Origin of the sequence: Litoreibacter roseus (assembly GCF_009811795.1) — a bacterium.
In the GTDB taxonomy this organism is placed as follows: domain Bacteria; phylum Pseudomonadota; class Alphaproteobacteria; order Rhodobacterales; family Rhodobacteraceae; genus Litoreibacter; species Litoreibacter roseus.
Map to the genome: position 1 here is coordinate 164556 of NZ_BLJE01000004.1, position 25648 is coordinate 190203.

Annotated in this window: 24 protein-coding genes; 22 read left to right on the top strand and 2 right to left on the bottom strand. The window is 58.6% G+C overall.

Annotated features, from left to right (window positions below):
• The first annotated feature begins 3 nt into the window (after positions 1-3).
• The 3 genes from KIN_RS16865 (at position 4) to KIN_RS16875 (ending at position 1679) form a co-directional block, all read left to right on the top strand.
• Positions 4-567, top strand: coding sequence for a DUF3833 domain-containing protein (locus tag KIN_RS16865; RefSeq protein ID WP_159809253.1), 564 nt, complete (start codon positions 4-6; stop codon positions 565-567).
• A complete protein-coding gene (locus KIN_RS16870) occupies positions 564-1295 on the top strand; it encodes an SDR family NAD(P)-dependent oxidoreductase (protein ID WP_159809255.1) in 732 nt (243 codons plus the stop codon). The genes KIN_RS16865 and KIN_RS16870 overlap by 4 nt, the downstream gene beginning before the upstream one ends.
• 66 nt (positions 1296-1361) lie before the next feature.
• Positions 1362-1679, top strand: a complete 318-nt coding sequence (locus KIN_RS16875) for a DUF3775 domain-containing protein (RefSeq protein WP_159809257.1) — start codon at positions 1362-1364, stop codon at positions 1677-1679.
• Here the strand turns inward: KIN_RS16875 and KIN_RS16880 are convergent.
• Positions 1676-2818: a saccharopine dehydrogenase C-terminal domain-containing protein gene (locus KIN_RS16880; RefSeq protein ID WP_159809259.1), complete on the bottom strand. Its 1143-nt coding sequence runs from the start codon at positions 2816-2818 to the stop codon at positions 1676-1678. The two genes, KIN_RS16875 and KIN_RS16880, sit on opposite strands and share 4 nt — an antisense overlap.
• Position 2819: 1 nt before the next feature.
• On the bottom strand, positions 2820-3875 hold the full coding sequence (locus KIN_RS16885) for a saccharopine dehydrogenase (protein WP_159809261.1): 1056 nt from the start codon (positions 3873-3875) through the stop codon (positions 2820-2822).
• A gap of 186 nt (positions 3876-4061) precedes the next feature.
• Between KIN_RS16885 and fdhF the strand changes: the two genes are divergently transcribed.
• From fdhF to KIN_RS16980, 19 genes are all read left to right on the top strand, one after another.
• Complete coding sequence (gene fdhF / locus KIN_RS16890) at positions 4062-6827, top strand: formate dehydrogenase subunit alpha (RefSeq protein ID WP_159809263.1); 2766 nt, start codon at positions 4062-4064, stop codon at positions 6825-6827.
• 169 nt (positions 6828-6996) lie between these two features.
• The gene (locus KIN_RS16895) at positions 6997-8928 is read left to right on the top strand and encodes an AMP-binding protein (RefSeq protein WP_159809608.1); all 1932 of its coding nucleotides are present in this window, start codon (positions 6997-6999) and stop codon (positions 8926-8928) included.
• Positions 8925-9746, top strand: coding sequence for an ABC transporter ATP-binding protein (locus tag KIN_RS16900; protein WP_159809265.1), 822 nt, complete (start codon positions 8925-8927; stop codon positions 9744-9746). Before KIN_RS16895 ends, KIN_RS16900 begins: the two co-directional genes overlap by 4 nt.
• On the top strand, positions 9739-10293 hold the full coding sequence (locus tag KIN_RS16905) for a hypothetical protein (RefSeq protein WP_159809267.1): 555 nt from the start codon (positions 9739-9741) through the stop codon (positions 10291-10293). The genes KIN_RS16900 and KIN_RS16905 overlap by 8 nt, the downstream gene beginning before the upstream one ends.
• 95 nt (positions 10294-10388) lie before the next feature.
• Positions 10389-11384 carry a branched-chain amino acid ABC transporter permease gene (locus KIN_RS16910; protein WP_159809268.1) on the top strand — a complete coding sequence of 332 codons (996 nt, stop codon included), beginning with the start codon at positions 10389-10391 and terminating at the stop codon, positions 11382-11384.
• A 3-nt stretch (positions 11385-11387) separates the two neighbouring features.
• Positions 11388-11783, top strand: coding sequence for a hypothetical protein (locus KIN_RS16915; protein ID WP_159809270.1), 396 nt, complete (start codon positions 11388-11390; stop codon positions 11781-11783).
• Positions 11784-12860 (top strand): branched-chain amino acid ABC transporter permease, encoded by a 1077-nt coding sequence (locus tag KIN_RS16920; protein ID WP_159809272.1) that lies wholly within the window; start codon positions 11784-11786, stop codon positions 12858-12860. It abuts the gene before it with no gap.
• Between the two features lie 68 nt (positions 12861-12928).
• Positions 12929-14203 (top strand): ABC transporter substrate-binding protein, encoded by a 1275-nt coding sequence (locus KIN_RS16925; protein WP_159809274.1) that lies wholly within the window; start codon positions 12929-12931, stop codon positions 14201-14203.
• A 144-nt stretch (positions 14204-14347) separates the two neighbouring features.
• Entirely contained in the window at positions 14348-15544 is a 1197-nt protein-coding gene (locus tag KIN_RS16930) for a patatin-like phospholipase family protein (protein ID WP_159809276.1), read from the top strand.
• A 12-nt stretch (positions 15545-15556) separates the two neighbouring features.
• Complete coding sequence (locus KIN_RS16935; RefSeq protein ID WP_159809278.1) at positions 15557-16384, top strand: ABC transporter ATP-binding protein; 828 nt, start codon at positions 15557-15559, stop codon at positions 16382-16384.
• A gap of 137 nt (positions 16385-16521) precedes the next feature.
• Complete coding sequence (locus KIN_RS16940) at positions 16522-17739, top strand: phenylacetate--CoA ligase family protein (protein WP_159809280.1); 1218 nt, start codon at positions 16522-16524, stop codon at positions 17737-17739.
• A gap of 18 nt (positions 17740-17757) precedes the next feature.
• A complete protein-coding gene (locus KIN_RS16945) occupies positions 17758-19395 on the top strand; it encodes a peptidoglycan-binding domain-containing protein (protein ID WP_159809282.1) in 1638 nt (545 codons plus the stop codon).
• An 82-nt stretch (positions 19396-19477) separates the two neighbouring features.
• A complete protein-coding gene (locus tag KIN_RS16950) occupies positions 19478-19642 on the top strand; it encodes a hypothetical protein (RefSeq protein ID WP_159809284.1) in 165 nt (54 codons plus the stop codon).
• 131 nt (positions 19643-19773) lie between these two features.
• Positions 19774-21201 carry a circularly permuted type 2 ATP-grasp protein gene (locus KIN_RS16955; protein ID WP_159809286.1) on the top strand — a complete coding sequence of 476 codons (1428 nt, stop codon included), beginning with the start codon at positions 19774-19776 and terminating at the stop codon, positions 21199-21201.
• 4 nt (positions 21202-21205) lie between these two features.
• Positions 21206-22147 (top strand): alpha-E domain-containing protein, encoded by a 942-nt coding sequence (locus KIN_RS16960; protein ID WP_159809288.1) that lies wholly within the window; start codon positions 21206-21208, stop codon positions 22145-22147.
• Between the two features lie 3 nt (positions 22148-22150).
• The gene (locus KIN_RS16965; protein WP_159809290.1) at positions 22151-22954 is read left to right on the top strand and encodes a transglutaminase family protein; all 804 of its coding nucleotides are present in this window, start codon (positions 22151-22153) and stop codon (positions 22952-22954) included.
• 30 nt (positions 22955-22984) lie between these two features.
• Positions 22985-23731: a proteasome-type protease gene (locus tag KIN_RS16970; protein WP_159809292.1), complete on the top strand. Its 747-nt coding sequence runs from the start codon at positions 22985-22987 to the stop codon at positions 23729-23731.
• 66 nt (positions 23732-23797) lie between these two features.
• Positions 23798-24631 carry a LysR family transcriptional regulator gene (locus KIN_RS16975; protein ID WP_159809294.1) on the top strand — a complete coding sequence of 278 codons (834 nt, stop codon included), beginning with the start codon at positions 23798-23800 and terminating at the stop codon, positions 24629-24631.
• A 265-nt stretch (positions 24632-24896) separates the two neighbouring features.
• Positions 24897-25367: a GNAT family N-acetyltransferase gene (locus tag KIN_RS16980; RefSeq protein ID WP_159809296.1), complete on the top strand. Its 471-nt coding sequence runs from the start codon at positions 24897-24899 to the stop codon at positions 25365-25367.
• Positions 25368-25648: the final 281 nt, after the last annotated feature.

Here is a 25648-nt window from a genome sequence, read left to right on the forward strand (position 1 = left end):
AATATGGAAATCTTCGCCTACACCTTGCTTGGCATGGGGCTGATGTCCGCCCTGTTCTTGGTCTGGACCAACAAACTGTCTTTCCCGGCACAGACACCCGAAGACTATGCGGGCCTAGGTCCCGAGTTTGATTTGCGGGAACATCTTCGGGGCCCCATCCAATGCGAAGGCTTGATCTATGGTCCCACCGGCCGTGTCACATCCCGTTTCGTTGCGGACATGGACGTATCTTGGGAAGGCAATGTCGGACGGATGGAAGAGACCTTCCATTACGACAGCGGCGAGACGCAGAACCGCCATTGGATCCTGACGCTTGGAAACGACGGTTCGATCAAAGCCGAGGCCCCTGACGTGATCGGTTCAGGGGAAGGCGTCCAGAAAGGGCCAGCGGTTCAACTCAAGTACCGCATCAAGCTGCCAGAGAACTCTGGCGGACATGTGCTCGACACCGTTGACTGGATGTATCTCGTTGAGAATGGAACCATCATGAACCGCTCACAGTTTCGCAAATACGGGATCAAGGTGGCGGAGCTTGTAGCCACCATGCGTCGGAAGGAAGCTGCGTGAGTGAATTGAGTGGTAAGCGGTATTGGCTGGTTGGCGCGTCCGAAGGTCTGGGGCGCGCGGTTGCTCACAAGCTGAGCAAGAACAGCGTCGAGGTCGTGGTCTCGGCCCGCAGCGAAGACCGCCTGAAAGAACTTTGCGAGGAGCTGCCCGGAAAGTCGTCTTATGTCACCGTGGATGTGAGTGACCCCGACGATGTGACCCGTGCGGCAAAAGAGGTCGGCGATGTCGATGGCCTTGTCTACTTAGCTGGCGTCTACTGGCCGATGGCGTCCGATGAATGGGATACCGAAAAGGTCACATTGATGTGTGACGTGAATTTTACGGGGGCCGCGCGGGTCGTGGGATCTGTGTTGCCCAAGATGATTGAGCAGGACAAAGGCCATATCGTTCTGACGGGCAGCCTCTCCGGCTTTCGCGGGCTACCGGGCACAATCGGATACGGCGCCAGTAAGGCTGGTGTGATGTATCTGGCCGAAAGCATGCGCGCGGATCTGCGGTCGACCGGGGTTGACGTGCAACTGATAAACCCTGGCTTCATCAAAACGCGGCTGACAGATAAAAACGATTTCAAGATGCCTTTTATCATGGAACCCGAAGAAGCGGCGCAGCATGTGATTGATCACATGAGAAGCGGTGCATTCAAAAAGAGCTTTCCGTTCGGGTTCGGTTTGATGTTCCGGGCCAGTCAGTTCCTTCCAGACTGGGCATATTACCGAATTTTTTCGTGAATTGATGCAGGTCAGAGCAGGTGCTTAAGCCCCATGTGAGACTTCGGGAAAATCCGGAGGACTGCTATGCTCGAGATATCGACAGACAAGGTGGCCCAAGTCATCTTGCTGGCCCATGAAATGGAACGCGCAGAAAACGAATTGCGATCATTTCTAGATACGTTGAATGAAGATGAAGCGGCCAGCCTAGTCGCGGTGATGTGGATCGGACGGGAAAGCTATGGCCCGGATGAATTGAAAGAGGCCCTTTCAATGGCGTACGCGGAAGCGACAACCCCAACCGCGGACTATCTCATCGGCACACCCCATCTGGCAGATCATCTTGAAAACGGACTGGAGGCGCTTGGGATTAACGCAACCGCAGCAGAGGATGATCTACGCTAGGCCAGATGATCCACCACGCGCTCGAACTGTGACAGACGGTCGACCGTTTCCAACCAGCGTTTGACAAGCTTCGGATCGCTTGGCGCAGCTGTGACGCCCACAGGAATTTCCCGGTTGATGACAGCCTCCACCGCCAGGGCGACGGGGACGGATACCAACCGCGCCATCGCGGTCCCGCGCGCATCGCCGTATGCGTCCATGACATAAGTTTTGTGATATACGGGGGTGCCCTCAGCTTCGGCTTTCAGACCAACGCACAGCACGACCCGATCAGGCTCACCGTCTGCATAGGCGTTGTCTGCCCAGAACTGATCCGACATTTCTCGCAACCGGGCCTCGCCCGCATCCCCTTCAAGCGTTTCGATCTCGGCGAAAACGTTTGACCACGCGTCTTTCCAACCATTCAGGCGCAGCGTACCGCGCACGAACTCTTTGATCTTCCATCCTTTGCCAAAGCCATATTCTTCCACGAATGGTAGGGAGTCCCGGTTGGGATAGACTTCAAAGGTTTCTGGCTGACGCAACGGCGCTGTGTAGGTGCTGATCGCGTCCCACGGTCGTGTAATGTTCAGTTCCGCATGGGCTTTGATGGAGCGTGACGGCGATTTGAGCGCTTTCAGAACCCCCAGAGGTGACCAACTGAATTTGTAGCGAAAGGCGTTGGGTTCTTTCGGAATACCACCGCAGTAGGAGATAAAGGAAATCCCATTGCCCACATCATAGGCCCGCGATGCCCGGTAATCCACAACCAGCCAATGAGCCATGATGTGGTCAATGCCCGGATCAAGGCCGACCTCATTGACCAGCCGAACACCGGCAAGCTCAGCCTCTTCGTCCAAGGCACGCATTTCCGGCGAGATGTAGCTGGAACTGACAAAATGCGCCTTTGCCTCAATACAGATCTTTGCAAGCGGGACATGCCAGTCGCCGGGAAGCATCGACACAACAACATCCCCGGCTGAAAGCGTCTCATTCAGCTTATCTATGTCAAATTTTTCAATCTGGTCCGTCAGATCGCCCACGGCATCCTCGGCTTTCTCTACCGTTCGGTTCCAGACGGTGATGTCGTGCCCGTTCTCGATCAGCTGTCGCAGCCCGGGAATGGCAGACAGACCTGTTCCACACCAATGGATCGTCATTTCACAGCCTTTCGATATGGTCGTTGAAGATGGAGTAGGCCCGCGCCCACACACCGTTGTTCAGCTCTGCCAAAGCGAGCAGAGAGGGGAACAACTGCTCGGCAAAATCTTCCGACGCTTCAAGGGGCAACATGGAAGGGAGGTTATCAATCGCGGTGACATCCAAAAGCGGCGTGTCATGGACCCGCAGCGCAGGCGCATCCCATGTGGTTGCCCGGTCGTATACCTTGATTGGGGAAAAATCGCTGTCCGGGTCACAGGCGATATCCCCGATAACCGTCAGATTTCTTTGCGCCGTTTTCGCGCTGGCGGGAACGAAGACGGGTGTGCCGGGCCGCGCAAGAATACAGTTGAGAAAAATGTCGTGGCCCAGAATCTCGGGAAATGGTCCACCGGACGCAGTCTCGGTCATATCCCAGGCAGTGGTTGGAACGCCCATCGCGGTGCAAAGATCAGACGCGCCGGAGCCCACACGACCCAAGGCGCCGATTACAATCGCTGTTGGCCGTTCGGTCCCGATGCCGACCATCTGTTCCTGCAAGTCGGCAAGCAAATGCGGTGACGACGGGTAATCGCCAACCGGACCTGCGATCCCACCCGTCTTCTGGGCCATCCAGCATTTTAAGGCCACCGCCGCGCCTGCATACCCTGCCCAGTAGCCGAAGGCCGCCACGCGGCGCCCTGTTTCGTCAACCAAGTACTCGAGATCGTAAAGCGCACCACCGCCTACTTTGAATCTATCCAGTAGAATGCGACCGGCCGGTTGGCCTTTGAACGCATGACCGAACATGATGTGGCGATGAAGAAGGGGCGTGCCATCATCTGGAAGTTCTTTCAGGCCGAAGATAATTGCGTCGCGCGGCGCATCGGGCCAGCTGCCTTCCGCAACGATAGTGCATCCAGCTTCTCGGTATCCCTCCGTCGGGATGATTCGCGTGGCGCTGTCCTCGACGCTGATGTCGAAGCCGCGCGCGATCAGTTTTGCTGCGCCCGCTGGCGTCAGACCAACGCGTTTTTCATGTGCGCGCTGCTCTGCGCGAACCCAAAGATGCACCATATCCCGCTCCTCCTCCTGAATGTCTAGGCCAACGCACCGAGGCTCACAATGGGCCTGCGCCGTCGCCCTATGGGATGCAGCCGGGTCGTATCAGAAACAGCTTGCCGCAAATTTCGCGCGTCACGTCGCGGGTGAAGTCTTCGATTGGGTCGTCAATGGGTTATCTAGGATGAAAGGGAGCCTTAGATGTCCGACACGATCACCTTCACGCTTGATGGCGCATCCGTCGAAGCAGAGCCTGGCCAAACCATTTGGGAGGTCGCGCACGGACGCGGACTGGTGATCCCCCATCTGTGTCATAAGCCGGAGCCGGGCTATCGTCCGGATGGCAATTGCCGCGCGTGTATGGTCGAGATTGAAGGGGAGCGCACGCTTGCGGCATCCTGCATTCGGGAGCCATCGAATGGGATGGTCGTCAAGACAAATTCGAACCGGGCAGAAACTGCGCGCAAGATGGTGGTCGAGCTGCTGCTTGCAGATCAGCCGCCCCGTGATGCGGCCCATGACAAAAGTGCGCACCTTTGGGACATGGCGGAAGCAAATAGTATTCCGGAAAGTCGCTTTCCGAAATTGGAAGACGGTCGCATTCCGTTGCTTGATGACAGCCACATTGCCATGAGCGTCAATCTGGATGCGTGTATACAATGCGGTCTGTGTGTTCGAGCCTGTCGCGACGTTCAGGTCAACGATGTGATCGGAATGGCCGGTCGAGGTCATGACAGCTATCCGACGTTCGACTTTGCCGACCCAATGGGGGCGTCGACTTGTGTTGCTTGCGGCGAATGTGTGCAGGCTTGCCCGACCGGCGCATTGATGCCCGCGACTGTGACTGATGCCAAGCAAGTAGGCGACAGTCGGGATTTCGACACAGAGACTGAAAGCATCTGTCCATTCTGCGGTGTGGGCTGCCAAGTCTCGCTCAAGGTCAAGGACGGAAAGATCAGGTATGTCGAGGGGATCAACGGTCCCGCCAACGAGGGGCGGCTGTGCGTCAAAGGCCGCTTCGGGTTCGATTACATCCACCACCCCCACCGTCTGACCAAACCGCTGATCCGCCGGGATGATGCACCTGCGAAGGGCTTGAACGTCGATCCCGCAAATCTGGCCACGCATTTCCGGGAGGCCACATGGGACGAGGCGTTGGACGCCGCGGCCCGTGGCTTAAAAGGGCGAGGTCGAGAGGTCGCAGGGTTCGGTAGTGCCAAATGCACAAACGAAGAGGCTTACCTGTTCCAGAAGCTGATCCGTCAGGGGTTCGGGCACAACAATGTCGATCACTGCACGCGGCTTTGCCACGCGTCCTCTGTTGCGGCTCTGATGGAAAATGTCGGTTCCGGCGCGGTCACTGCCACGTTCAACGAGATTGAGAATGCCGATGTCGCCATCGTCATCGGTGCGAATCCGGTGGAAAACCATCCGGTCGCAGCGTCATATTTCAAGCAGTTCGCCAAACGAGGTGGCAAGCTGATCGTGATGGACCCGCGGGGTCAGGCGCTCAAGCGTCACGCTTCACATATGCTGCAATTCCGGCCCGGAGCCGATGTCTCGATGCTGAATGCGATCATGCATGTGATCGTTGAAGATGCGCTGTACGATCAGCAATACATCGACGCCTATACCGAGAACTGGGACGCCGAGAAACATCATCTGAAAGATTTTGCCCCTGAGAAGATGGCTGACATCTGCGGTATCGACGCCGAGACCCTGCGCGATGTCGCTCATACGTTTGCGGGCGCCCAATCCGCGATGATTTTTTGGGGTATGGGCGTCAGCCAGCATATTCACGGGACTGATAATTCCCGGTGTCTGATCTCTCTGGCACTAATGACGGGTCAGGTCGGTCGCCCCGGCACCGGTCTGCATCCCCTTCGCGGTCAGAACAACGTCCAAGGTGCGTCAGACGCCGGTCTTATTCCAATGTTCCTTCCAGACTACCAAAGCGTCACCGATCCCGACATCCGAGAGAAATTTACCGAGGTCTGGAGCAGTGATGACTTCAGCGCGGAAAAAGGTCTGACAGTCACGGAAATCCTCGACGCCGTGCATGCAGGCGATATCAGGGCGATGTATGTTTTGGGTGAGAACCCCGCGATGAGTGACCCGGATGTAGACCATGCACGGGATGCCTTGGCAAAACTCGATCATCTCGTAGTTCAAGACATCTTTCTGACGGAGACCGCGAACTTTGCCGACGTGATCCTACCAGCCTCTGCCTTCGCAGAGAAATGGGGCACAGTTACGAACACGAACCGTCAGGTCCAGATGGGGCGGCCTGCTGTGCCTCCACCGGGCGATGCAAAAGAAGACTGGTGGATTGAGGTCGAACTGGCGAAACGCATCGGTTTGCCTTGGACGTATACCGACCCGTCGGAGGTTTTCGCAGAGATGAAGCAGACGATGGCGAGCCTCGACAATATCACATGGGCACGGCTACAGAGCGAGAATGCGGTGACCTATCCCTCGCTCTCGCTAGAGGATCCCGGTCAGGCCATCGTGTTTGGCGAGGGGTTCCCGCGGCCTGAGGGTCGGGCGAAGTTCACGCCAGCAAATGTGATCGCGCCTGACGAGACGCCTGACGCAGATTATCCGATGATTTTGACGACAGGACGCCAGCTTGAGCATTGGCACACCGGGTCAATGACTCGCCGCGCGACTGTTCTGGATCAGCTTGAGCCTGAAGCGAACTGTTCATTGCACCCCGCGACGCTGCGGAGGCTAGGGGTGAACCCGGGTGATATGCTACGCCTGAGCACCCGGCGCGGAAGCATTGAGATCATGGCCAGGGCGGACCGGGCGATTGCCCCTGACATGGTTTTCGTCCCATTCGCTTATGTGGAGGCGGCCGCGAACATCCTGACCAATCCAGCGGTTGATCCTTACGGAAAAATTCCGGAGTTCAAGTTCGCAGCCGTAAAAGTCGAAAAGATCGATGCGCAGGTCACTGCAGAATAGGACAATAATTCACACCTATTATTTGAACGCTTGTTCATAAAAATCATTTGACCTCCGCTAATCGAGCCGCACTATATGGTTCAACACGAACTTAAGTTCGGAAGCTGGACAACCGGCTCGGGAGGAAAATTTGGCGATACCCACAACAGCCTCGGCTGGGACGGATACGATGCCGCGTCTTCTGGCGCGAAACGTCGCTGAGTTTGGCGATAAGTCTGCCTATCGTGAAAAAGAATTCGGTATCTGGCAAAGCTGGACATGGTCCGAAGCCGCAGCTGAGATAGAAACACTTGCCCTTGGCCTGCTCACACTTGGTGTGAAAGAAGGCGATCACATCGCCATCATTGGACGCAACAGGCCATATCTTTATTGGTCAATGGTGGCTGCGCAGAAATGCGGTGCGGTGCCAGTCCCACTCTACCAAGATGCGGTCGCGGAAGAAATCGCCTACGTGCTTGATCATTGCAGCGCGCGCTTTGTCGTTGCTCAAGACCAAGAACAGGTCGACAAGGTCATCGAGGTGATGGATCAGCTTCCGGGGTTGGAGCATATGGTCTACCTCGATCCTCGGGGTCTGCGAAAATACGATCACTCCCACCTGAGCCGCTTCGACGAAATACAGGCCCGCGGCAGAGACCAAGGCGATCCAGCAGAGCTGAAGCGGCGGCAGGATGCGCAGGGCTATGATGACACCTGCGTCATGCTCTACACCTCCGGTACGACGGGGCGGCCCAAGGGCGTCGTATTGTCCAACAGGAATATCATCGAGACGTCCAAGAATTCGGCAGAGTTTGACCATCTCGAACCGGGCGACGAAATTCTGGCCTATCTTCCAATGGCTTGGGTTGGTGATTTTATCTTCTCGATCGGGCAGGCCTACTGGACCGGGTTCTGTGTCAACTGCCCCGAAAGTCCCGAAACGATGCACACGGATCTGCGTGAGATCGGCCCGACTTACTATTTTGCCCCGCCACGGGTGTTCGAAACTCAACTCACGCAGGTGATGATCCGGATGGAGGATGCCGGGCGTTTCAAACAGTGGATGTTCCGGCACTTCATGGATCACGCCAAGAAGGTGGGACCCGATATCCTTGACGGGAAATCCGTCAGTTTCGGCGACAGGTTGAAATACAAGCTGGGTGATCTGCTGGTCTATGGGCCGCTCAAGAATACGCTTGGGTTTTCGCGTGTCCGGGTGGGGTATACTGCCGGTGAGGCGATCGGGCCGGAAATCTTTGATTTCTATCGCTCTTTAGGCATCAACCTAAAACAGCTCTATGGTCAGACCGAAGCGTCGGTCTTTATCACGCAGCAGCCTGATGGCGAGGTGCGGTCCGATACGGTGGGTGTTCCCTCACCGGGCGTGGAGTTGAAAATCGCCGAAAACGGCGAGGTGTTTTACCGCTCACCCGGCGTGTTTGTGCGATACTTCAAGAATGATGAAAGCACGGCCAGCACAAAGGACAGCGAAGGCTGGGTTGCCACGGGGGACGCAGGCTTCATCGAAGAAGATAGCGGCCATTTGAGGATCATCGACCGGGCCAAGGACGTTGGCAAAATGGCCGATGGCGCACTGTTTGCGCCGAAATATGTCGAGAACAAACTCAAGTTTTTCCCCAATATTCTGGAGGCAGTGGTCTTCGGAAACGGAAGGGAAAAATGTACCGCTTTCATCAACATAGACCTGACCGCCGTGGGCAACTGGGCCGAGCGAAACAACATCGCCTACTCGTCCTATCAAGAGCTTGCGGGTCACCCGAAGGTTCTGGAGATCATTCAGGGCCATGTGGAGGATGTGAACCAGTCCGTTGCCGAAGATCCGATGCTTGCAGGGTGTCAGGTGCACCGGTTTCTGGTGCTCCACAAACAGCTTGACGCTGATGACGGTGAGTTGACCCGGACCCAGAAAGTGCGCCGCCGGATCATTGAAGAGAAATTTGATGATCTGATCACGGCCCTCTACGACGGATCAACCGAGCAATACACCGAGACGGAAGTCACCTACGAGGACGGTCGGAAGGGCAAAATCAAGGCGACTCTTGAGATACGAGATGCCAAGACAGTCGCAGTTGAAGCCAAGACGCTGGAGGCCGCCGAATGAACGATATGAGCGGCGGGAACTACACCACGGCGGACGGTCGCAAGATCGGCAACACCTTGATGGAAATGAAAAATATCACGCTGCGGTTTGGCGGTGTGGTGGCGATCAAGGATATCTCTTTCGACATTCACGAAGGGGAGATCCGCGCCATCATCGGGCCGAACGGGGCGGGGAAATCCTCGATGCTCAACGTGGTCAGCGGGTTCTACAATCCGCAAGAGGGCGAGGTCTGGTTCCGCGGCAAAAAGCGCCCGCCGATGAAGCCCTATCAGGTGGCCCAGCAAGGGATCGCGCGCACCTTCCAGAATATCGCGCTTTTCGAGGGGATGAGCGTTCTCGACAACATCATGACTGGTCGGCTGACGCATATGAAATCCGGCATGTTCGCGCAGGCCTTGTGGCTTGGGAAGGCCGAGCGGGAAGAAACCCAGAACCGGGAAGTTGTTGAAAAAATTATTGATTTTCTGGAGATCCAGACAATCCGGAAAACACCCGTGGGCCGGTTGCCCTATGGGTTGAAAAAGCGGGTCGAGCTGGCACGGGCCTTGGCGGCGGAGCCAAAGCTCTTGCTGCTGGATGAGCCGATGGCGGGCATGAATGTCGAGGAAAAAGAGGACATGAGCCGCTTTATCCTTGATGTGAACGACGAGTTCGGGACGACCATCGCACTGATCGAACATGACATGGGCGTTGTCATGGACCTCAGCGACCGAGTGGTCGTCATGGATTACGGCAAGAAGATCGGTGACGGAACGCCGGATGAGGTGCGCAACAATCAGGAAGTGATCGACGCCTATCTGGGGGTCGCACATGATTGAAAACACGCGAAAAACCACTTTCGGACTATCGTCGGACTTCTATCGGACTTCCGTCGGACTGTTCTGCGCGATGCTTTTGACGACCTCTGGTGCTGTTGCAGGCGCATGGTCGGAGTTCGAGCAGCGCTGTCTTGCCCCGTTCGAGGCGGTCGAACGCCCGGATTTGTCTGGACTGACCAAGGGGGCGGCCACGATCTTTGGTCAGCTTGGCGAGGGCTTTGCACAGACGGCCGATGCCAACGCGGTCTATACCTTTCCAGCGGCAGAGCTTGAGCTGATGGTCATCGCGCCGTCTGATCGCGCCTATTCCGGATGCATGGTCGTCGGACGCGGCGCGGCAGCGGATGCCGCAGACCAGCGGGCCGCTGATGCGTGGCTGCAGGTGCAGATTGAGGCCGAGCGCTATGACGAGGTCGCGGGATCGGTTCTGGGGCCAGCTTACCACAGCACGGTCTGGCGTGAGCCGAAGCTGCGGTTCGTCCGGTTGATCACCGATGCCCCGCGCGTCGTGGTTTACGGCATTTCGGAGACTGATTATGAAAGCTGACTGCGCCGTCTTCTCACGATCCGCACCGGTAATCGGGATGGTCTGTCTGCAGCTATCTCACCCCCACCACCTCAGCACGAAAGGTCACGCACCTTATGCCTGATCAGCTTCTTTTTGCGATAGAAGTCACGCTCAACGGTTTGATGGCGGGGGTTCTTTATGCGCTGGTCGCGCTGGGCTTTGTTTTGATCTTCAAGGCGTCGGGCATCTTCAACTACGCCCAAGGGGTTATGGCCCTGTTCGCGGCGCTGACGCTGGTGGGGATCATGGAAGGGCAGGTGCCGTTTTCGCACCTGATCAACGCGATCTTCGGGACGGACATTCACCATTTTGGCTGGCACGTTCCGGCCCTGCTCGCGATTCTGATGACGATGGCGGTTATGGTGCTGTTTGCGTGGCTCGTGCAGCGGTTCATCTTCCGACATCTGGTCAATCAGGAGCCGATTATTCTGTTCATGGCGACCATCGGTCTGGCCTATTTCCTTGAAGGAGTGGGCGATCTGATGTGGGGGTCCGACATCAAGACGCTGGACATCGGGTTGCCGCAGGGCGCCAGCCTTTGGGTCGAGGACAACACGGCATGGTTGGGCGGCGAGGGTTTCTTCGGTTTCTTCATTGACCGGCTGGATATCGCAGCGACGATTGTGGCGATTATTCTGGTGGCGGTGCTGATCGCATTTTCCCAATACACCAAGCAAGGCCGTGCCTTGCGGGCCGTGGCCGACGACCATCAGGCGGCGCTGAGCGTGGGGATTTCGCTGAACTTCATCTGGGTGCTGGTCTGGTCCATCGCGGGCTTCGTCGCGTTGGTGGCGGGCATCATGTGGGGCGCAAAGTCCGGCGTGCAGTTCTCGCTGTCACTGATCGCCCTCAAGGCGCTGCCGGTCTTGATGCTGGGTGGGTTCACGTCGATTCCGGGCGCCATCGTGGGTGGATTGATCATCGGCGTGGGCGAGAAGCTGTTCGAGTTCTTCATCGGCCCCATGGTCGGCGGCGCGACGGAGAACTGGTTCGCCTACGTGCTGGCGCTTCTGTTTCTGGTCTTCCGCCCGCAAGGCCTGTTTGGGGAGAAGATCATTGAGCGGGTTTGAGACGTGACGCTTCATCTCCTAAAAAACGTATTTGTCGTTCTCGGCATGGTGTCACTTGCGTTTTGGATCTTTGCTTGCGTCGCCGTTTTTCTGGAAAACGCAAGTGTGGGCAATGAGATGATGATGGTTGCCGCTGTAATGTTGGCCGTCTTCGCACTGGCTGGGATCTATCTGGGTTGGTCGAAAATCCGTCGATACAGGTCCAACATTAAGACCTCTGTCACTCAGCGTTCTCTTGAGATTGCATGGTCGATTTCTATGCTTTTCATCGGGCTTATTGTGACCCCTAGCCTCGGTGGCAAACTGCAGGAACAGGTTTTTTACGGAACTCTCTTATTCGCGATACCGTCAGCGGCGTTATTGCTTGTTCTATCGCCAATAAAAGAAGGGGTATCGTAGATGTTCTATCGTGAAGCCGGTGATTTCAGCACGACCTATCCGCAGGACAGTCAGACCTTTCCGATCAAGTTTGACCGGTATCGGTACTATGTGGTTCTGGCGATTGCCTTTCTGGTGCTGCCTTTCGTGATGAATGACTACTGGGCGAACGCGGTGTTCGTGCCGTTTTTGATCTATTCCATCGCGGCGATCGGGCTGAACATTCTGACGGGTTATTGCGGGCAGGTCTCGCTGGGGACGGGCGGGTTCATGGCTGTGGGGGCCTATTCCTGCTACAAGCTGATGACGGCCTTTCCCGAGGTTTCGATCCTGATCCACGTGATGCTGGCGGGCGGGATCACCGCGGCGGTCGTGACGCTGTTCGGATTGCCGAGCCTGCGGATCAAGGGCTTCTATCTGGCGGTGGCGACGCTGGCGGCTCAGTTCTTCCTCGTGTGGCTCTTCAACAAGGTGCCGTGGTTTTACAATTACTCGGCCTCGGGGCAAATCAGTGCGCCCGAACGCTCGGTCTTTGGCATCGTGGTCACGGGTCCCAACACGGAAGCCTGGGCCAAATATCTGGTCTGTCTGATCTTCGTGACGATCTGCGCGGTGATCGCGCGGAACCTGACGCGAGGCACCATCGGGCGAACGTGGATGGCCATTCGCGATATGGACATTGCCGCCGAGATCATCGGGGTGAACCCGCTGAAGGCGAAGCTGACGGCGTTCATGGTGTCGGGCTTTTTCGTGGGGATCGCGGGGGCGCTGTTCTTCGCGGTCTATCTGGGCGCGGCGGAGGTCGGCGAGAGCTTCGGGATCGACAAGTCGTTCCTTGTGCTCTTCATGATCATCATCGGCGGGCTGGGTTCGATCTTCGGGTCTTTCGCGGGCGCGGCCTTCATGGTGCTGCTGCCGGTGCTGTTGAAGAATATCTTTGTGGGCGGTCTGGGCTGGCCCACTGATCTGGCGGCGCATTTGAATTTCATCGTCGCCGGTGGTTTGATCATCATGTTCCTGATCCTTGAGCCCCACGGGCTGGCGCAGCTGTGGCGTCTGGCGAAGGAGAAGCTGAGATTGTGGCCGTTCCCGCACTAGGGCAAGCCTCATACAACGACCGGGACACCCGGCAAAATCGGACATATCCAATGGGAGGACTATACCGAATGAAACTGACAACACTCACATTTGCGGCCGCCGTGGCGGCGAGCCCGGCCTTGGCAGATCTGGTGATCCCCGATCTGAGTTACCGGACCGGGCCATACGCGGCGGGGGGCATTCCGTTCTCTGACGGGTATCAGGACTATTTCACGCTCCTCAATGAGCGCGATGGCGGCATCGGCGGCGTGCCGGTCCGGGTGATCGAGTGCGAAACGGGCTACAACACCGAAAAAGGTGTGGAATGCTACGAAGCGACCAAGGGCGAAGGGGCACTGGTCTATCAGCCGTTGTCCACGGGCATCACCTATCAGCTGATCCCGAAGGCCACGGCGGATGGTATCCCGATCCACACGCTGGGGTATGGCCGGACCTCTGCCGCCAACGGGGCGATCTTCCGCAACGTGTTCAACTACCCTGCGAACTATTGGGATGCGGCCTCGGTCGCGGTGAAATACCTGATGCAGGAAAACGATGGCTCGATCGAGGGCAAGGACATCGCGCTGGTCTATCACAACTCCGCCTATGGCAAGGAGCCGATCCGCACGCTGGAAGAGCTGTCGAAGAAGCACGGTTTCAACCTCAACACGCTCGCCGTTGACCACCCCGGTCAGGAGCAGAAATCCCAGTGGCTTCAGATCCGCCGGGAGCGTCCGGACTATGTTCTGATGTGGGGCTGGGGTGTGATGAACCAGGTTGCCATCCAGGAAGCCGCCAACATCCGCTACCCGATGGAAAACTTCATCGGCAATTGGTGGGCCGGTGCAGAGCATGACGTGACCCCTGCGGGCATGGCGGCCAACGGCTACAAGTCCCTGAACATGAATGCGGTCGAGGACATGCCTGTTTTTGCCGAAATTCAGGCGACGGTGATTGATGCGGGCAAGAACGCAGGTGACGGATCGAACCTTGGTTCGGTGCTTTATACCCGCGGGATGTATGCTGCGATGCTGACCGCGGAAGCGATCCGCAAGGCGCAGGAAATCCACGGTGTCGACGACATCACGCCGCAACAGATGCGCGACGGGATGGAAGCGCTGGAAATCACAGATGCGCGGATGGAAGAACTTGGCATGCCGGGTGTTGGTCCGGTGTTCTCGGTCTCGTGTGAAGACCATGGCGGGTCCGGTAAGGGACTGGTGCAGCAATGGAACGCTGAGGCGAAAACCTGGGAGGTTCTGACCGACTTCATCGAGCCCGATGAAGAGATCATTGCCCCGCTGGTGAAAGCCGATAGCGAAGCCTTCGCTGCAGAGAACAATATCACCGCGGGCTGCTCGTAAGGCGCATATTTCCGGCTGGCCGTCTGAGGTGGCTGGCCGGTGGGCCGTTTGAGTATTTTTGCCAGAAAGAAGCGGGCGGGCCTTTCGGGGCCTGCTCTTTTACCAGATCGGTGCTGCGCAGAGGCATGAGGGAGGCGTGAGACGGTGAGATCCCTTTGGGCGATGATTCTGGCGGGTGTGGTGGCGGGCTGTAGCTCTGCCCCGGTTGCCGATCTTCAATGTCCGGGTCTGGTCTCACCCCTTGATGGAACGGCGCCGCTTGTTTCCCGTGGTCACGATGGCGACGGCGACATGATCGGTCAGATGATGCTGCGGGTGCTGGAGGGGGACATGGACGCGCGCCCGCCTGCCGCCCCTGATCCCGCGCCGGGCCGGGTCATTGATCTCAACATTCTCGCGATTTCTACCGGGGGGCAGTATGGCTCTTTTGCGAGCGGGTTTCTGGCGGGGTGGAGCAAGTCGGGGACCCGCCCTGATTTTTCCGTTGTCACCGGGGCAAGCGCGGGCGGGGTGATCGCACCTCTGGCGTTTGCAGGGCCGTCCTTTGACGACCGGTTGGGATTGAACGCCGGGATCGGTGAGGATGATGTGGTGCGCCGCCGGTCCTTCCTTGAGCTTTTGGGCGGGGCCACAGCGCTTTACCGGACCGAGCCGTTCGAGGCGCTGGTGTCGGCGGCTGTCGATGCCCCGTTGATCGAGACGATTGGCGCGCGGTGGGAGGCGGAGAACGAGCTGTTGATCGGGGCCACCAACCTCAGTTCTGGCCGCTTCGACATTTTGGATGTGGGCAAGTTTTCCGCCCGGAGCGATCTGCCCATGGCCACGCGGGAGGCCTGTGTGACAAGCGCGGTTTTGGCGACAAGTGCCATTCCAGGGCTGTTCCCCCCGCGCCAGATCAATGGAGCGCTCTATACGGATGCGGGCATTCGCGAACATATCTTTCTGGAGGGGATCGAGCGGGGGCTGGCGCAAGGCGAGGCGCTGTTCAACGTGGATGTGCGCGTGACAGCCTATCTCCTGATCAACTCGGATCTGCGGGTGCGGCCCGATGCGGTGGAGCCAAAACTGGTCGACATCGCAGAACGGAGTTTCGAATTGGTGATCGACGAGGGCTTGCGGTCCTCGCTTTTGAACAGCGTGACTGTAGCTGAGCGGGCCGGGTGGCGGCTGCGCGCGGTCAAGGCGCCCGATTACGACACGTTGGGCTGCCCGCCCGATGACGAAATTTTTTCCGCCTGCATCACGCGCAGGCTGTTTGAAGAAGGTGAAAAGCTGGCTCTGGCGCAACCCGTGCGTTGGAAAGGGCCGGCAGAGGTGCGCGCTGCCGCGCAGGAATTTTGAGGGAGACCGGCCATGCTGGATGATGTGCAGACCGATGCAAAGACGGAGACGTTGCTGGAGGTGAACAATATCGAGGTGATCTACAACCACGTGATCCTCGTTCTGAAAGGCGTCAGTCTGAAAGTGGCGCAGGGTGGGATCACCGCGCTTTTGGGGGGCAATGGCGCGGGCAAGACCACCACGCTGAAGGCGGTGTCCAACCTTTTGCATTCCGAACGGGGCGAGGTCACCAAGGGGTCGATCCAGTATCGGGGCGAGCGGGTGCAGGGCCTTGATCCGGCGGCCATGGTCAAGCGCGGCGTCATTCAGGTGATGGAAGGTCGCCACTGCTTTGAGCATCTGACGGTGGAGGAAAACCTTCTGACCGGCGCTTATACGCGCCGCGACGGGAATGTGAGCGCGGATCTGGACAAGGTCTACACCTATTTCCCGCGCCTGAAGGAGCGGCGCAAATCTCAGGCGGGCTACACCTCGGGCGGGGAGCAGCAGATGTGCGCGATTGGCCGGGCGCTGATGTCAAAGCCCGAAACGATTCTTCTGGATGAGCCGTCCATGGGCCTGGCACCCCAGCTGGTGGAGGAAATCTTTGGTATCGTGAAGGATCTGAACGAGCGCGAGGGCGTCAGCTTCCTTCTGGCCGAGCAGAACACGAATGTGGCGCTGCGGTTCGCTCATTATGGCTATATCCTCGAATCCGGGCGCGTGGTGATGGACGGTCCAGCCGCGGAATTGCGCGAAAACCCGGATGTGAAGGAGTTCTACCTGGGGATGTCTGACGAGGGGCGCAAAAGCTTTCGCGATGTGCGGTCCTATCGCCGTCGCAAGCGCTGGCTGAGCTAGATCTTGCGCGTCATCAGAAAACTGTTCGGTGCAGGCTGACATAAACCAGCCTCATACGGCGTGATATTGGATAACAGGGTGGCTTTGGGGCTGTGTGCACAGCGTCCGGGGCCGCATTCCGGATGAAAGGGATATGGATGACCACGTATTTTGACGCGCTGGAGACACGAACGGCCGATGAAAGGGCCGCGTCTTTGGCAAGTGCGCTGCCAGCCCAGATCAAGCGGGCGCAAGATCTGCCAGGATATGGGCAGGCGCTGGCCGGCGTCGAGTCTGGGTCATTCACGTCCGCCGACACGCTCACGGTTCTGCCTCTCACGCGGAAGTCGGATTTGACCACAGCACAGGGGGCGGGTTCGCCTCTGGGGGGGTATGCGGGGCCGCTGGCCGGGTTTGACCATGTGTTCCAATCGCCGGGACCGATTTATGAGCCGGGGAACGTCACCGATGACTGGTGGCGTTTCGGGCGCTTCCTGCATGCGGCGGGCATCGGGTCGGATGACATTGTTCAGAATTGCTTCGGATATCACCTGACGCCTGCCGGGATGATGTTCGAAAGCGGCGCGCGGGCTGTGGGGGCCACGGTGTTGCCCGCCGGTACTGGCCAGACGGAGTTGCAGGCGCGCGCAGCGCATCATCTGGGGATTACAGCTTACGCGGGCACGCCGGATTATCTGAACGTGATCCTTGAGAAGGCGGATGATCTTGGGTTGGATCTGAAGATCACCAAGGCGGCGGTGTCCGGCGGGGCGCTGTTCCCGTCGCTCCGGCAGGCCTATGCGGACCGGGGGATCGCCTGTTTGCAGTGTTACGCCACTGCCGATCTGGGTCACATCGCCTATGAGAGCCCGGCGATGGAGGGGATGATCATCGATGAGGGTGTGATCGTGGAGATTGTGCGTCCGGGGACCGGTGATCCTGTGCCTGCGGGCGAGGTGGGCGAGATCGTCGTGACCACGCTGAACCCCGATTATCCGCTGATCCGCTTTGCCACCGGGGACATGAGCGCGGTGATGGAGGGCGAAAGTCCCTGCGGTCGGACCAATCTGCGCATCAAGGGCTGGATGGGGCGCGCGGATCAGACCACCAAGATCAAGGGGATGTTCGTTAGGCCAGAACAGGTGGCCGACCTTGTGGCGCGCCATTCCGAGATCACACGTGCGCGGGTGATCGCGGCGCGGGACGGCGAGATGGATGTCATGACGGTGCGGATTGAAACAAAGGTCGATGATCCGGCGTTGTATGAGGAAGCCGTTGCGGACGTGTTGAAGCTGCGCGGCACGATCGAGGTCGTCGCGCCGGGCAGTTTGCCCAACGATGGCCTCGTGATCGAGGACACACGAAGCTACGACTGACCTAAAGGAACACCCCTTATGCGCATGATCCACACTCTCTGCGTTGCGGCCTGCGCCGCGATGCCAGCCGCCGCCGCTGCTGATGTCGCCCTGATCATCGGAAATGAAGATTACGCCAATGGGCGGGACATCGCGGACGCCGACGAGATGCTGGATGCCGGGCCCGCCCTGGAAGATGCGGGCTACCGGGTCATCACGGTCGAGGATGGCAGCGCCACGGATCTGGGCGCTGCACTGGAAGAGCTAAGCGATGCGGCGGACGGCACGGGCCATATCGTGATTGCGGTCGCGGGTCATGTGGTGCGCAGTGATGGCCAGGCATGGCTGCTTGGCGTCGATGCCGACACACCGGGGTTGGGCACCGTGGGCGCGCAGGGTGTGAACCTTTCGCTTCTTTTGGAGATTGCGGCGCGCGCGCCGGGCAAGGCTGCGGTCTTGATCGGCACCGAAGAGCGCGACATTGATCTGGGCGACCGGCTGTCACGTGGTGTGCCGCGCCTCGATGTGCCGCAAGGCGTGACGGTGATCACGGGGCCTGCGGATGACGTTGCCGATTTTGCGAAGGACGAGGTCCCGCGCGCCGGGGCCAGCCTTGCGACCTCGCTGGAAAGCTGGTCCGATCTGGTGGGGCAGGGGTTCCTCGCGCCGCTGGTTCCGTTCACCACGGACGGCGACGCCGCGACTGCGGCTGATCCGGAAGCGGCACAGCGCGCGTTCTGGCAGGCCACCGAGGCGGTCGGCACCGTTGCTGCATATGAGGCCTATCTGGAGCGCTACGACGACGGAATTTTTGCCGCCGAGGCCCGAACACAGATCGAAGAGATCAATGCGCAGCCGACACGGGCGGCCGAAGCGCGCGAGGACGCATTGAACCTCAGCCGGGACGCGCGTCGGGAAATCCAGCGCGCGCTGTCACTGCTGGGATATGACCCGCGGGGGATCGACGGCATCTTCGGCCCTGGTTCCCGTGCTGCGATCACCGATTGGCAAGAGGCGAACGGTCAGGAGGCCACGGGCTTCGTCACGCAGGTCATGCGCGACAGGCTGGCGCTGCAGGCGGATCGCCGGAATGCGGAACTGGAAGAGGAGGCCCGTCAGCGTCAGGCCGAACTGGAGCGCAAGGACCGCGCCTATTGGGAGGCGACCGGCGCTGAAGGGGATGAAGCCGGATTGCGCAGTTATCTGGAACGCTACCCGGATGGTGTTTTCGCCGAGATCGCCCAAGCCCGGTTAGAGCCGTTTGAAGCCGCCCGGCGTGAAGAGGCGCAGGTGCAGGACCGTGCAGACTGGGACGCGGCGGTCGAGACCGATACGGCAGAGGCCTATCGCGGGTACCTGCAGGCCAATCCCGAGGGGGCGTTCGCGGATCAGGCGAACACGAAGCTTAGTGAGTTGGAGTTCGAGACACGCAACGCCGAGGCCTTGGAAGCCGCACGTCGGAACGAGGACCGGCTGGGGCTCAACACGTCCACCAAGCGAGTGGTCGAGGACCGCCTGGCCAAGGCAGGCCTGAAACCCGGTGAGGTGGACGGCGAATTCGACGATGCGACGCGCCGTGCGATCCGCCGCTATCAGGAAGCGCGGAACCTGCAAAAAACCGGATATCTCAATCAGGCAACCGTCGTGCGCCTGCTTGCGGATGCGGTTCTGCGGTAGCTCCAAAAGGTCGCACCTGTTTCCGGGAACACGATCCGTCCTATCTTGTTCAATCGGTGGTTGAATATGGAAAGGGCTGATCATGGATGGAACTGTCATTTCGGAAGACGATCTGCAGGAGACGCTTCCCGAGCGGGTGACCTCCCAGAACCCGGAAGTTCGTGATTTGCGCGCGAAAAAAGCGCTTTCGGGGGATAGGTCTGAGCACCGTCGCCACACATGGCTTTACGAGGATCTGTTGGCCTGACGGTCGGTGAGAAATTTGAAACTGCCTGAAAAATAGGCAGGTGCACTGTTTTGCAGGCTTAAAAAATCCTTTGTTTTTATGGGTTTGGCTAAAAGAGTTGCGGGTGGCGCATAGCCCGCTACACTTATTTCATGGAAACAGACCCCCGTTTTTTTGACGAGCTTTTCGAGCGCCCCGATCAGGCGCGACGCCCATACGAAGACTTTCACGATTGGTTTTCATCCGATGACATCGGACGGCTAAGGCGCAAATCTGCCGAGGCGGAAGAATTCTTTCGCCGCACGGGGATCACGTTCAACGTGTACGGACAGGACGAGGCGGATGAACGGCTGATCCCCTTTGATATTGTGCCGCGTATTCTGGCGGCGCGCGAATGGTCCAAGCTCTCTCGCGGGATCGAACAGCGCGTCCGCGCAATTAACGCGTTTCTTTATGACATCTATCACCGGCAGGAGATTTTGCGTGCCGGGCGCGTGCCGGTTGATCTGATCGCCAAGAACGCTGCGTTCCTGCCGCAGATGCTGGGCGTCTCACCCCCCGGCGAGGTTTATACACATATTGTCGGCACCGATCTGGTGCGCACAGGGCCTGATGAGTTTTACGTATTGGAGGACAATGCGCGGACCCCGTCTGGTGTGTCCTACATGCTGGAAAACCGGGAAACGATGCTGCAGATGTTCCCGGAGCTGTTTGCCAAGATCAAGGTGCAGCAGGTCAGCGATTATCCCAAGCGCCTGCGCAAATCGCTTGAGGCCTGCGCGCCGGATTGTGCCTCGGCCAAGCCGTTGGTGGCGGTGCTGACGCCGGGTATCCACAACTCTGCCTATTACGAGCACGCGTTTCTGGCAGATCAGATGGGCGCCGAACTGGTGGAGGGGCATGACCTGCGGGTGACGGACGGCCGGATTGCCATGCGGACGACCCAAGGGTACAAGCCCATCGACGTGATCTATCGGCGGGTGGATGATGAATACCTCGATCCGCTGACCTTCAACCCGGACTCGATGCTGGGCGTGCCGGGCATCATGGATGTCTACCGGGCGGGCGGGATCACCATTGCCAACGCGCCGGGGACGGGCATCGCGGATGACAAGGCGATCTACAGCTACATGCCCGAAATTGTGAATTTCTACACCGGCGAGAAGCCTATTCTACAGAACGTGCCAACGCATCGCTGTTCCGAGCCTGAGGCGCTGTCTTACGTTCTGGACAATCTGGCGGAATTGGTCGTGAAGGAGGTTCATGGCTCCGGCGGGTACGGGATGCTGGTGGGTCCTGCGGCCTCCAAGCGGGAGTTGAGCGAGTTCCGAAAAAAGCTGAAGGCGCGACCGGAAAATTATATCGCGCAGCCCACCTTGGCGCTGTCGACGGTTCCGATCCTGACGAAGGCGGGGCTGGCGCCGCGCCACGTGGATTTACGGCCTTTCGTGCTGGTCTCACCTCGCAAAGTCGATATCACACCTGGCGGTCTGACACGGGTTGCGCTGAAGAAAGGATCGCTTGTGGTGAACTCCAGCCAAGGTGGCGGCACCAAAGACACCTGGGTGCTGGAGGAGTAAACGTATGCTGGGCAAAACCGCAGGGGGCGTCTTCTGGATGTTCCGGTATCTGGAGCGCAGCGAGAACATCGCGCGCCTGATCGAGGCCGGGTTCCGTATCGCGCTGACACGGCCGGACACCTCGGAGGAGGAATGGACCAGCGTGCTGGACACCGCCGGCGCGCGGGAGGCCTACATGGCCCGCCACGAGACGGTCGACGGCACGGCAGTGATCGATTTTCTGGTGCGCGACAAGGACAACCCGTCGAGCGTCTACTCCGCGATCAAGATGGCGCGGGACAACGCGCGTCTGGTGCGCACTGCCATCACGCGTGAGGTGTGGGAGGCGGTCAACGAATGCTGGATGTCCGTGGGGGCGGCCCTGTCGCGGCCCGTGCGGGATCGCGATCTGCCGCAGGTTCTGAGCCTGATCCGTCAGCAAAGCGCGTTTGTGCGGGGCGCCCTGCATGGCACGATGCTGCGCAATGACGTCTATGATTTCGCGCGGGTGGGTACGTTTCTGGAGCGTGCTGACAACACGGCGCGGATTTTGGATGTGAAATACTACGTGCTGCTGCCGTCTATTCGGCATATCGGGTCGTCGCTTGATAACGTGCAGTGGGAAACGATCCTGCGCTCGGTCGGCGGGCAGCGCGCCTATCGTTGGCTGCACGGCGGGGACTCCACCCCCAAAAGCATCGCGGAGTTTCTGATCCTTGATGGTCGGATGCCCCGGTCGCTGGCGTTTTGTGTCAACAAGATTGAGGACAATCTGAAATATCTGGAGGCCGATTACGAGACACGCCATCCAAGTCATGACCGGGTGCATGGCATTTGCACGGGGCTGCGGCTTAGACCCATCGACTCCATTTTTGAATACGGCCTGCATGAGATGATCACCGACTTCAAATCCGACATTCAGGAATTGGCGATGCAGATCGAGAAGGATTACCGTTTTTATGGCTGACCCATGCTGCTGACCATTCAACACCGCACGACCTACGCCTACGAGCGCCCCGTGACCTACGGGCTGCAACAATTGCGGCTGATCCCGAAGACCCGCGATGAGCAAGAGGTTTTGTCTTGGGACACCCGGCTTGAGGGCGCGACGCGCGAAGCGGAGTTTCAGGATCACCACATGAACCACGTGATGCTGATCAGCATCGACGAGCCGGTGGACAAGATCACCATAACCTCCAGCGGGCAGGTCGATACCAAGGATGCCTACGGGATCATCGGAAAGCATGGGGGCTTCGCGCCGCTGTGGTACTTTGAAGGTTCTACCGATCTGACGCGGGCGGGCAATCTGACCCGCAAGCTGACCAAGGGGCTGACCGGCGACATCAGCGATCCCATTGACCGGCTGCACGCCCTGTCGGGGCGCATTCTGGACGAGGTCAAATATGAGGTGGGCGAGACCCATGTGGCCACCAGTGCCGAGGACGCCCTGAGCGTCGGGCGCGGCGTGTGTCAGGATCACGCCCATATCTTTTTGGCGGCGGCGCGGACCATGGGCTTTCCGTCCCGTTATGTGTCCGGCTACCTCAAGACTGAGGACGGGGCTGTGCATGACGCGGCCCACGCGTGGGCCGAGGCCCATGTGAAGGGCGTGGGATGGATCGGATTCGACATCTCAAACGGGATTTCACCGGACGAACGTTACGTCAGGGTCGCCACAGGGCGCGATTATATGGACGCTGCGCCTATTTCCGGCCTCAGTTTTGGGGATCATGGAAAAGAAACACTTTCCGTGGATATTCAGGTTCAGCAATAATCGGAAAAAAGAAGAACGGACCTAGAGCAGATGACCTATTGCGTTGGCCTGCGACTGACGAAGGGACTGGTGATGATGTCGGACACGCGCACCAATGCGGGCGTGGACAACATCTCGACATTTCGAAAGATGCATTCGTGGACCATTCCGGGCGAACGCGCGATCATGATCATGAGCGCGGGCAATCTTGCAACGACGCAGGCTGTGATCAGCTTGCTGGACGAACGCACCAAAGGGCCTGAGGACCGGCAACCGTCCATTCTGCGGGAACCGTCGATGTTTCGCGTGGCCTCTCTGGTGGGGGAGACATTGCGCAAGGTGATCGCCGGTCACTCGGTTGCGGGCCAACAGGCCGACAGTTCGTTTCACGCCACCCTGATCGTCGCGGGCCAGATCTCACCGGGTGAGCCAACGATGTTTATGATCTACCCGGAAGGCAACTTCATCGAAGCGTCGCAGGACACGCCGTTTTTTCAAATCGGCGAGACCAAATACGGACGGCCCATTCTGGTGCGCGCCTATGATCCCGAGATGAGCTTCGAGGACGCGATGAAGCTGTTGCTGCTGTCGTTTGATTCCACGATCAAGGCGAACCTCTCGGTCGATCTGCCGCTGGATTACTGCATCTACAGCTCAGACAGCTATTCGCTGGAAACCGGCGGCCGGATCGCGGCTGATGATCCCTATTATCGCGAAATCTCGGAAGGCTGGGGCGATGCCCTGCGACAGGCCTTTCATGGACTACCGCCCTACATGTTTCCGGAAGAATTCGACTAGGTCTTTCTTTTGCTCCCGGATGGTTTTGGTTGTTCCGCCTGCGGTGCCTGCCGTAAGCTTTCTTTCATGGGTGAAACGAAGGAAAACTGGGACGACCTAAGATTGTTTGTCGCGGTTGCCCGCGGGCACGGACTAGCCAAGGCCAGTCTCGCCACGGGAAAAAGCCCGCCGACGCTGTCCCGCCGGATGCTGGATCTTGAAAAATCCATTGGCCATGATCTGTTCCGGCGGCTGCCCAAGGGCTATGAGTTGACCGAGGATGGTCAGGCCTTGTTCGAGAAGGTCACCCGGCTCGAGGCCGATTTGCTCACAATTTGGAAGCCGCCCGCGCGGGGCAAGCGCACGCTGGTCAAGATCTCTGCGGGGACATGGATGAGCAAGTTTCTGTGCGAAAACATGACCGCCATCGTGGGGCCGGAAGAGGCGGTCCTGATCCGTCTCATCTCTGCCGAAGAGGTTCTGGATATCGGTCGGCGCGAGGCGGTCATTGGCATCCGCAACCAGCGTCCCCATCAACGGGGGCTTGCGGGGCGCCGGGTGGGGCGCGTTCGGTTTGCCGCCTATGCCCGCAATGAGAGTGTCAGCGCGTGGGCGCGATTTACCGGCAGCACGCCCTCGGCCGATTGGCTCAAGGGTCATGTGGGGGACAGCGATTGCATCGAGGTGACAAGCCCCAGAAATGCGCTGGATCTGGCGGTGGCCGGTGCCGCGCGCGTTGTCCTGCCGACATTCGTTGGGGACGCGCAAGCCGGGCTGATGCGGGTCAGCCAGACCATCGACGCGCTTGAGGGCGAGCAATGGCTGGTGGTCCATGACGATGATCGTTTCAGCCCCGAGGTTCGGCGCACGGTCGACCGGCTCTACAAGGTTCTGCAGTCGATGCACCGAGAGCACTCGTAGCGGCGCATAGTGGATCGGATAGCATTGGCTTTCTGGACCAAACTGCCGGCCCAGATCGTGCAAAGTTCAGCTAAGAGACCCTGTTCCTGACGGAGGTTCCCAGCGGTGCTTAGTAGTGCTGGTGATGCGGGACGAAGCGCCAATTCGCTGCGATTGTGCCAATGACGGCTTTTTTGGCAAAAACCGACATTCGCACTCGGTCAAAGGCTGAATCGACTTTCGCCTTCACCATCAAAAAGACAAAACTTATCTGTGATCATGACCAATGGCAAAACAGAAACAGGACATTCACGTGCCAGACCCGATTATTCGCTCCGCATCATTGCGGGACTTCAGCGCGCTATTGAAGTTGTACTCTGAACTGACGGGTGGCCTTCCTGTCCTTTCCGGCAACGCGGGACGCGCGAAGTTGAAGGAGATTCTTCAACATGAAGGGACTTATGTCTTCGGAGCCGAGGTATCCGGAAAACTTGTTTCTGTCGCAACTCTACACATTTGTCCGAATCTGACGTTCAGCGGACGTTCCTACGCGCGCATCGAGAACGTGGTGACGCTGGCCTCTCATCGAGGTCAAGGTCTTTCTAGAGTGGTGATGGAGCATTTGATCGAAATCGCTAGGATGGCGAATGTTGTCTCAATCGTTCTACTCACTGGAAAGGGCCTTAAAGCGCGAGGGTTCTATGAGAAGTGCGGGTTCAGCGCGGACGAAAAGTGGGGAATGATCATCAAGTTTTAGTGGTACGCTCTGTACTGAACTTGGCTACATCAGATCGAAAACTGACATTGGTTCGGTACGCAGCATTTGGCGATTTGGGCTCTTTCCGACTATTTGCTGAGTTGGCTCGTATTTCTGGATTTCCGGTCTGCCGACGATGCACGGCGGATGGCTCAAGGGGGCTGACGTTTCAAGCAGGCATGTCGAGTGGGTGGGGTGCAAAAGGCGGGTCCGACCTTCTGAATTTTTCGGGTAGGGTTCTCCTGTGCCGCTAACGCCTCAACTGCATTGTAGACGACGGT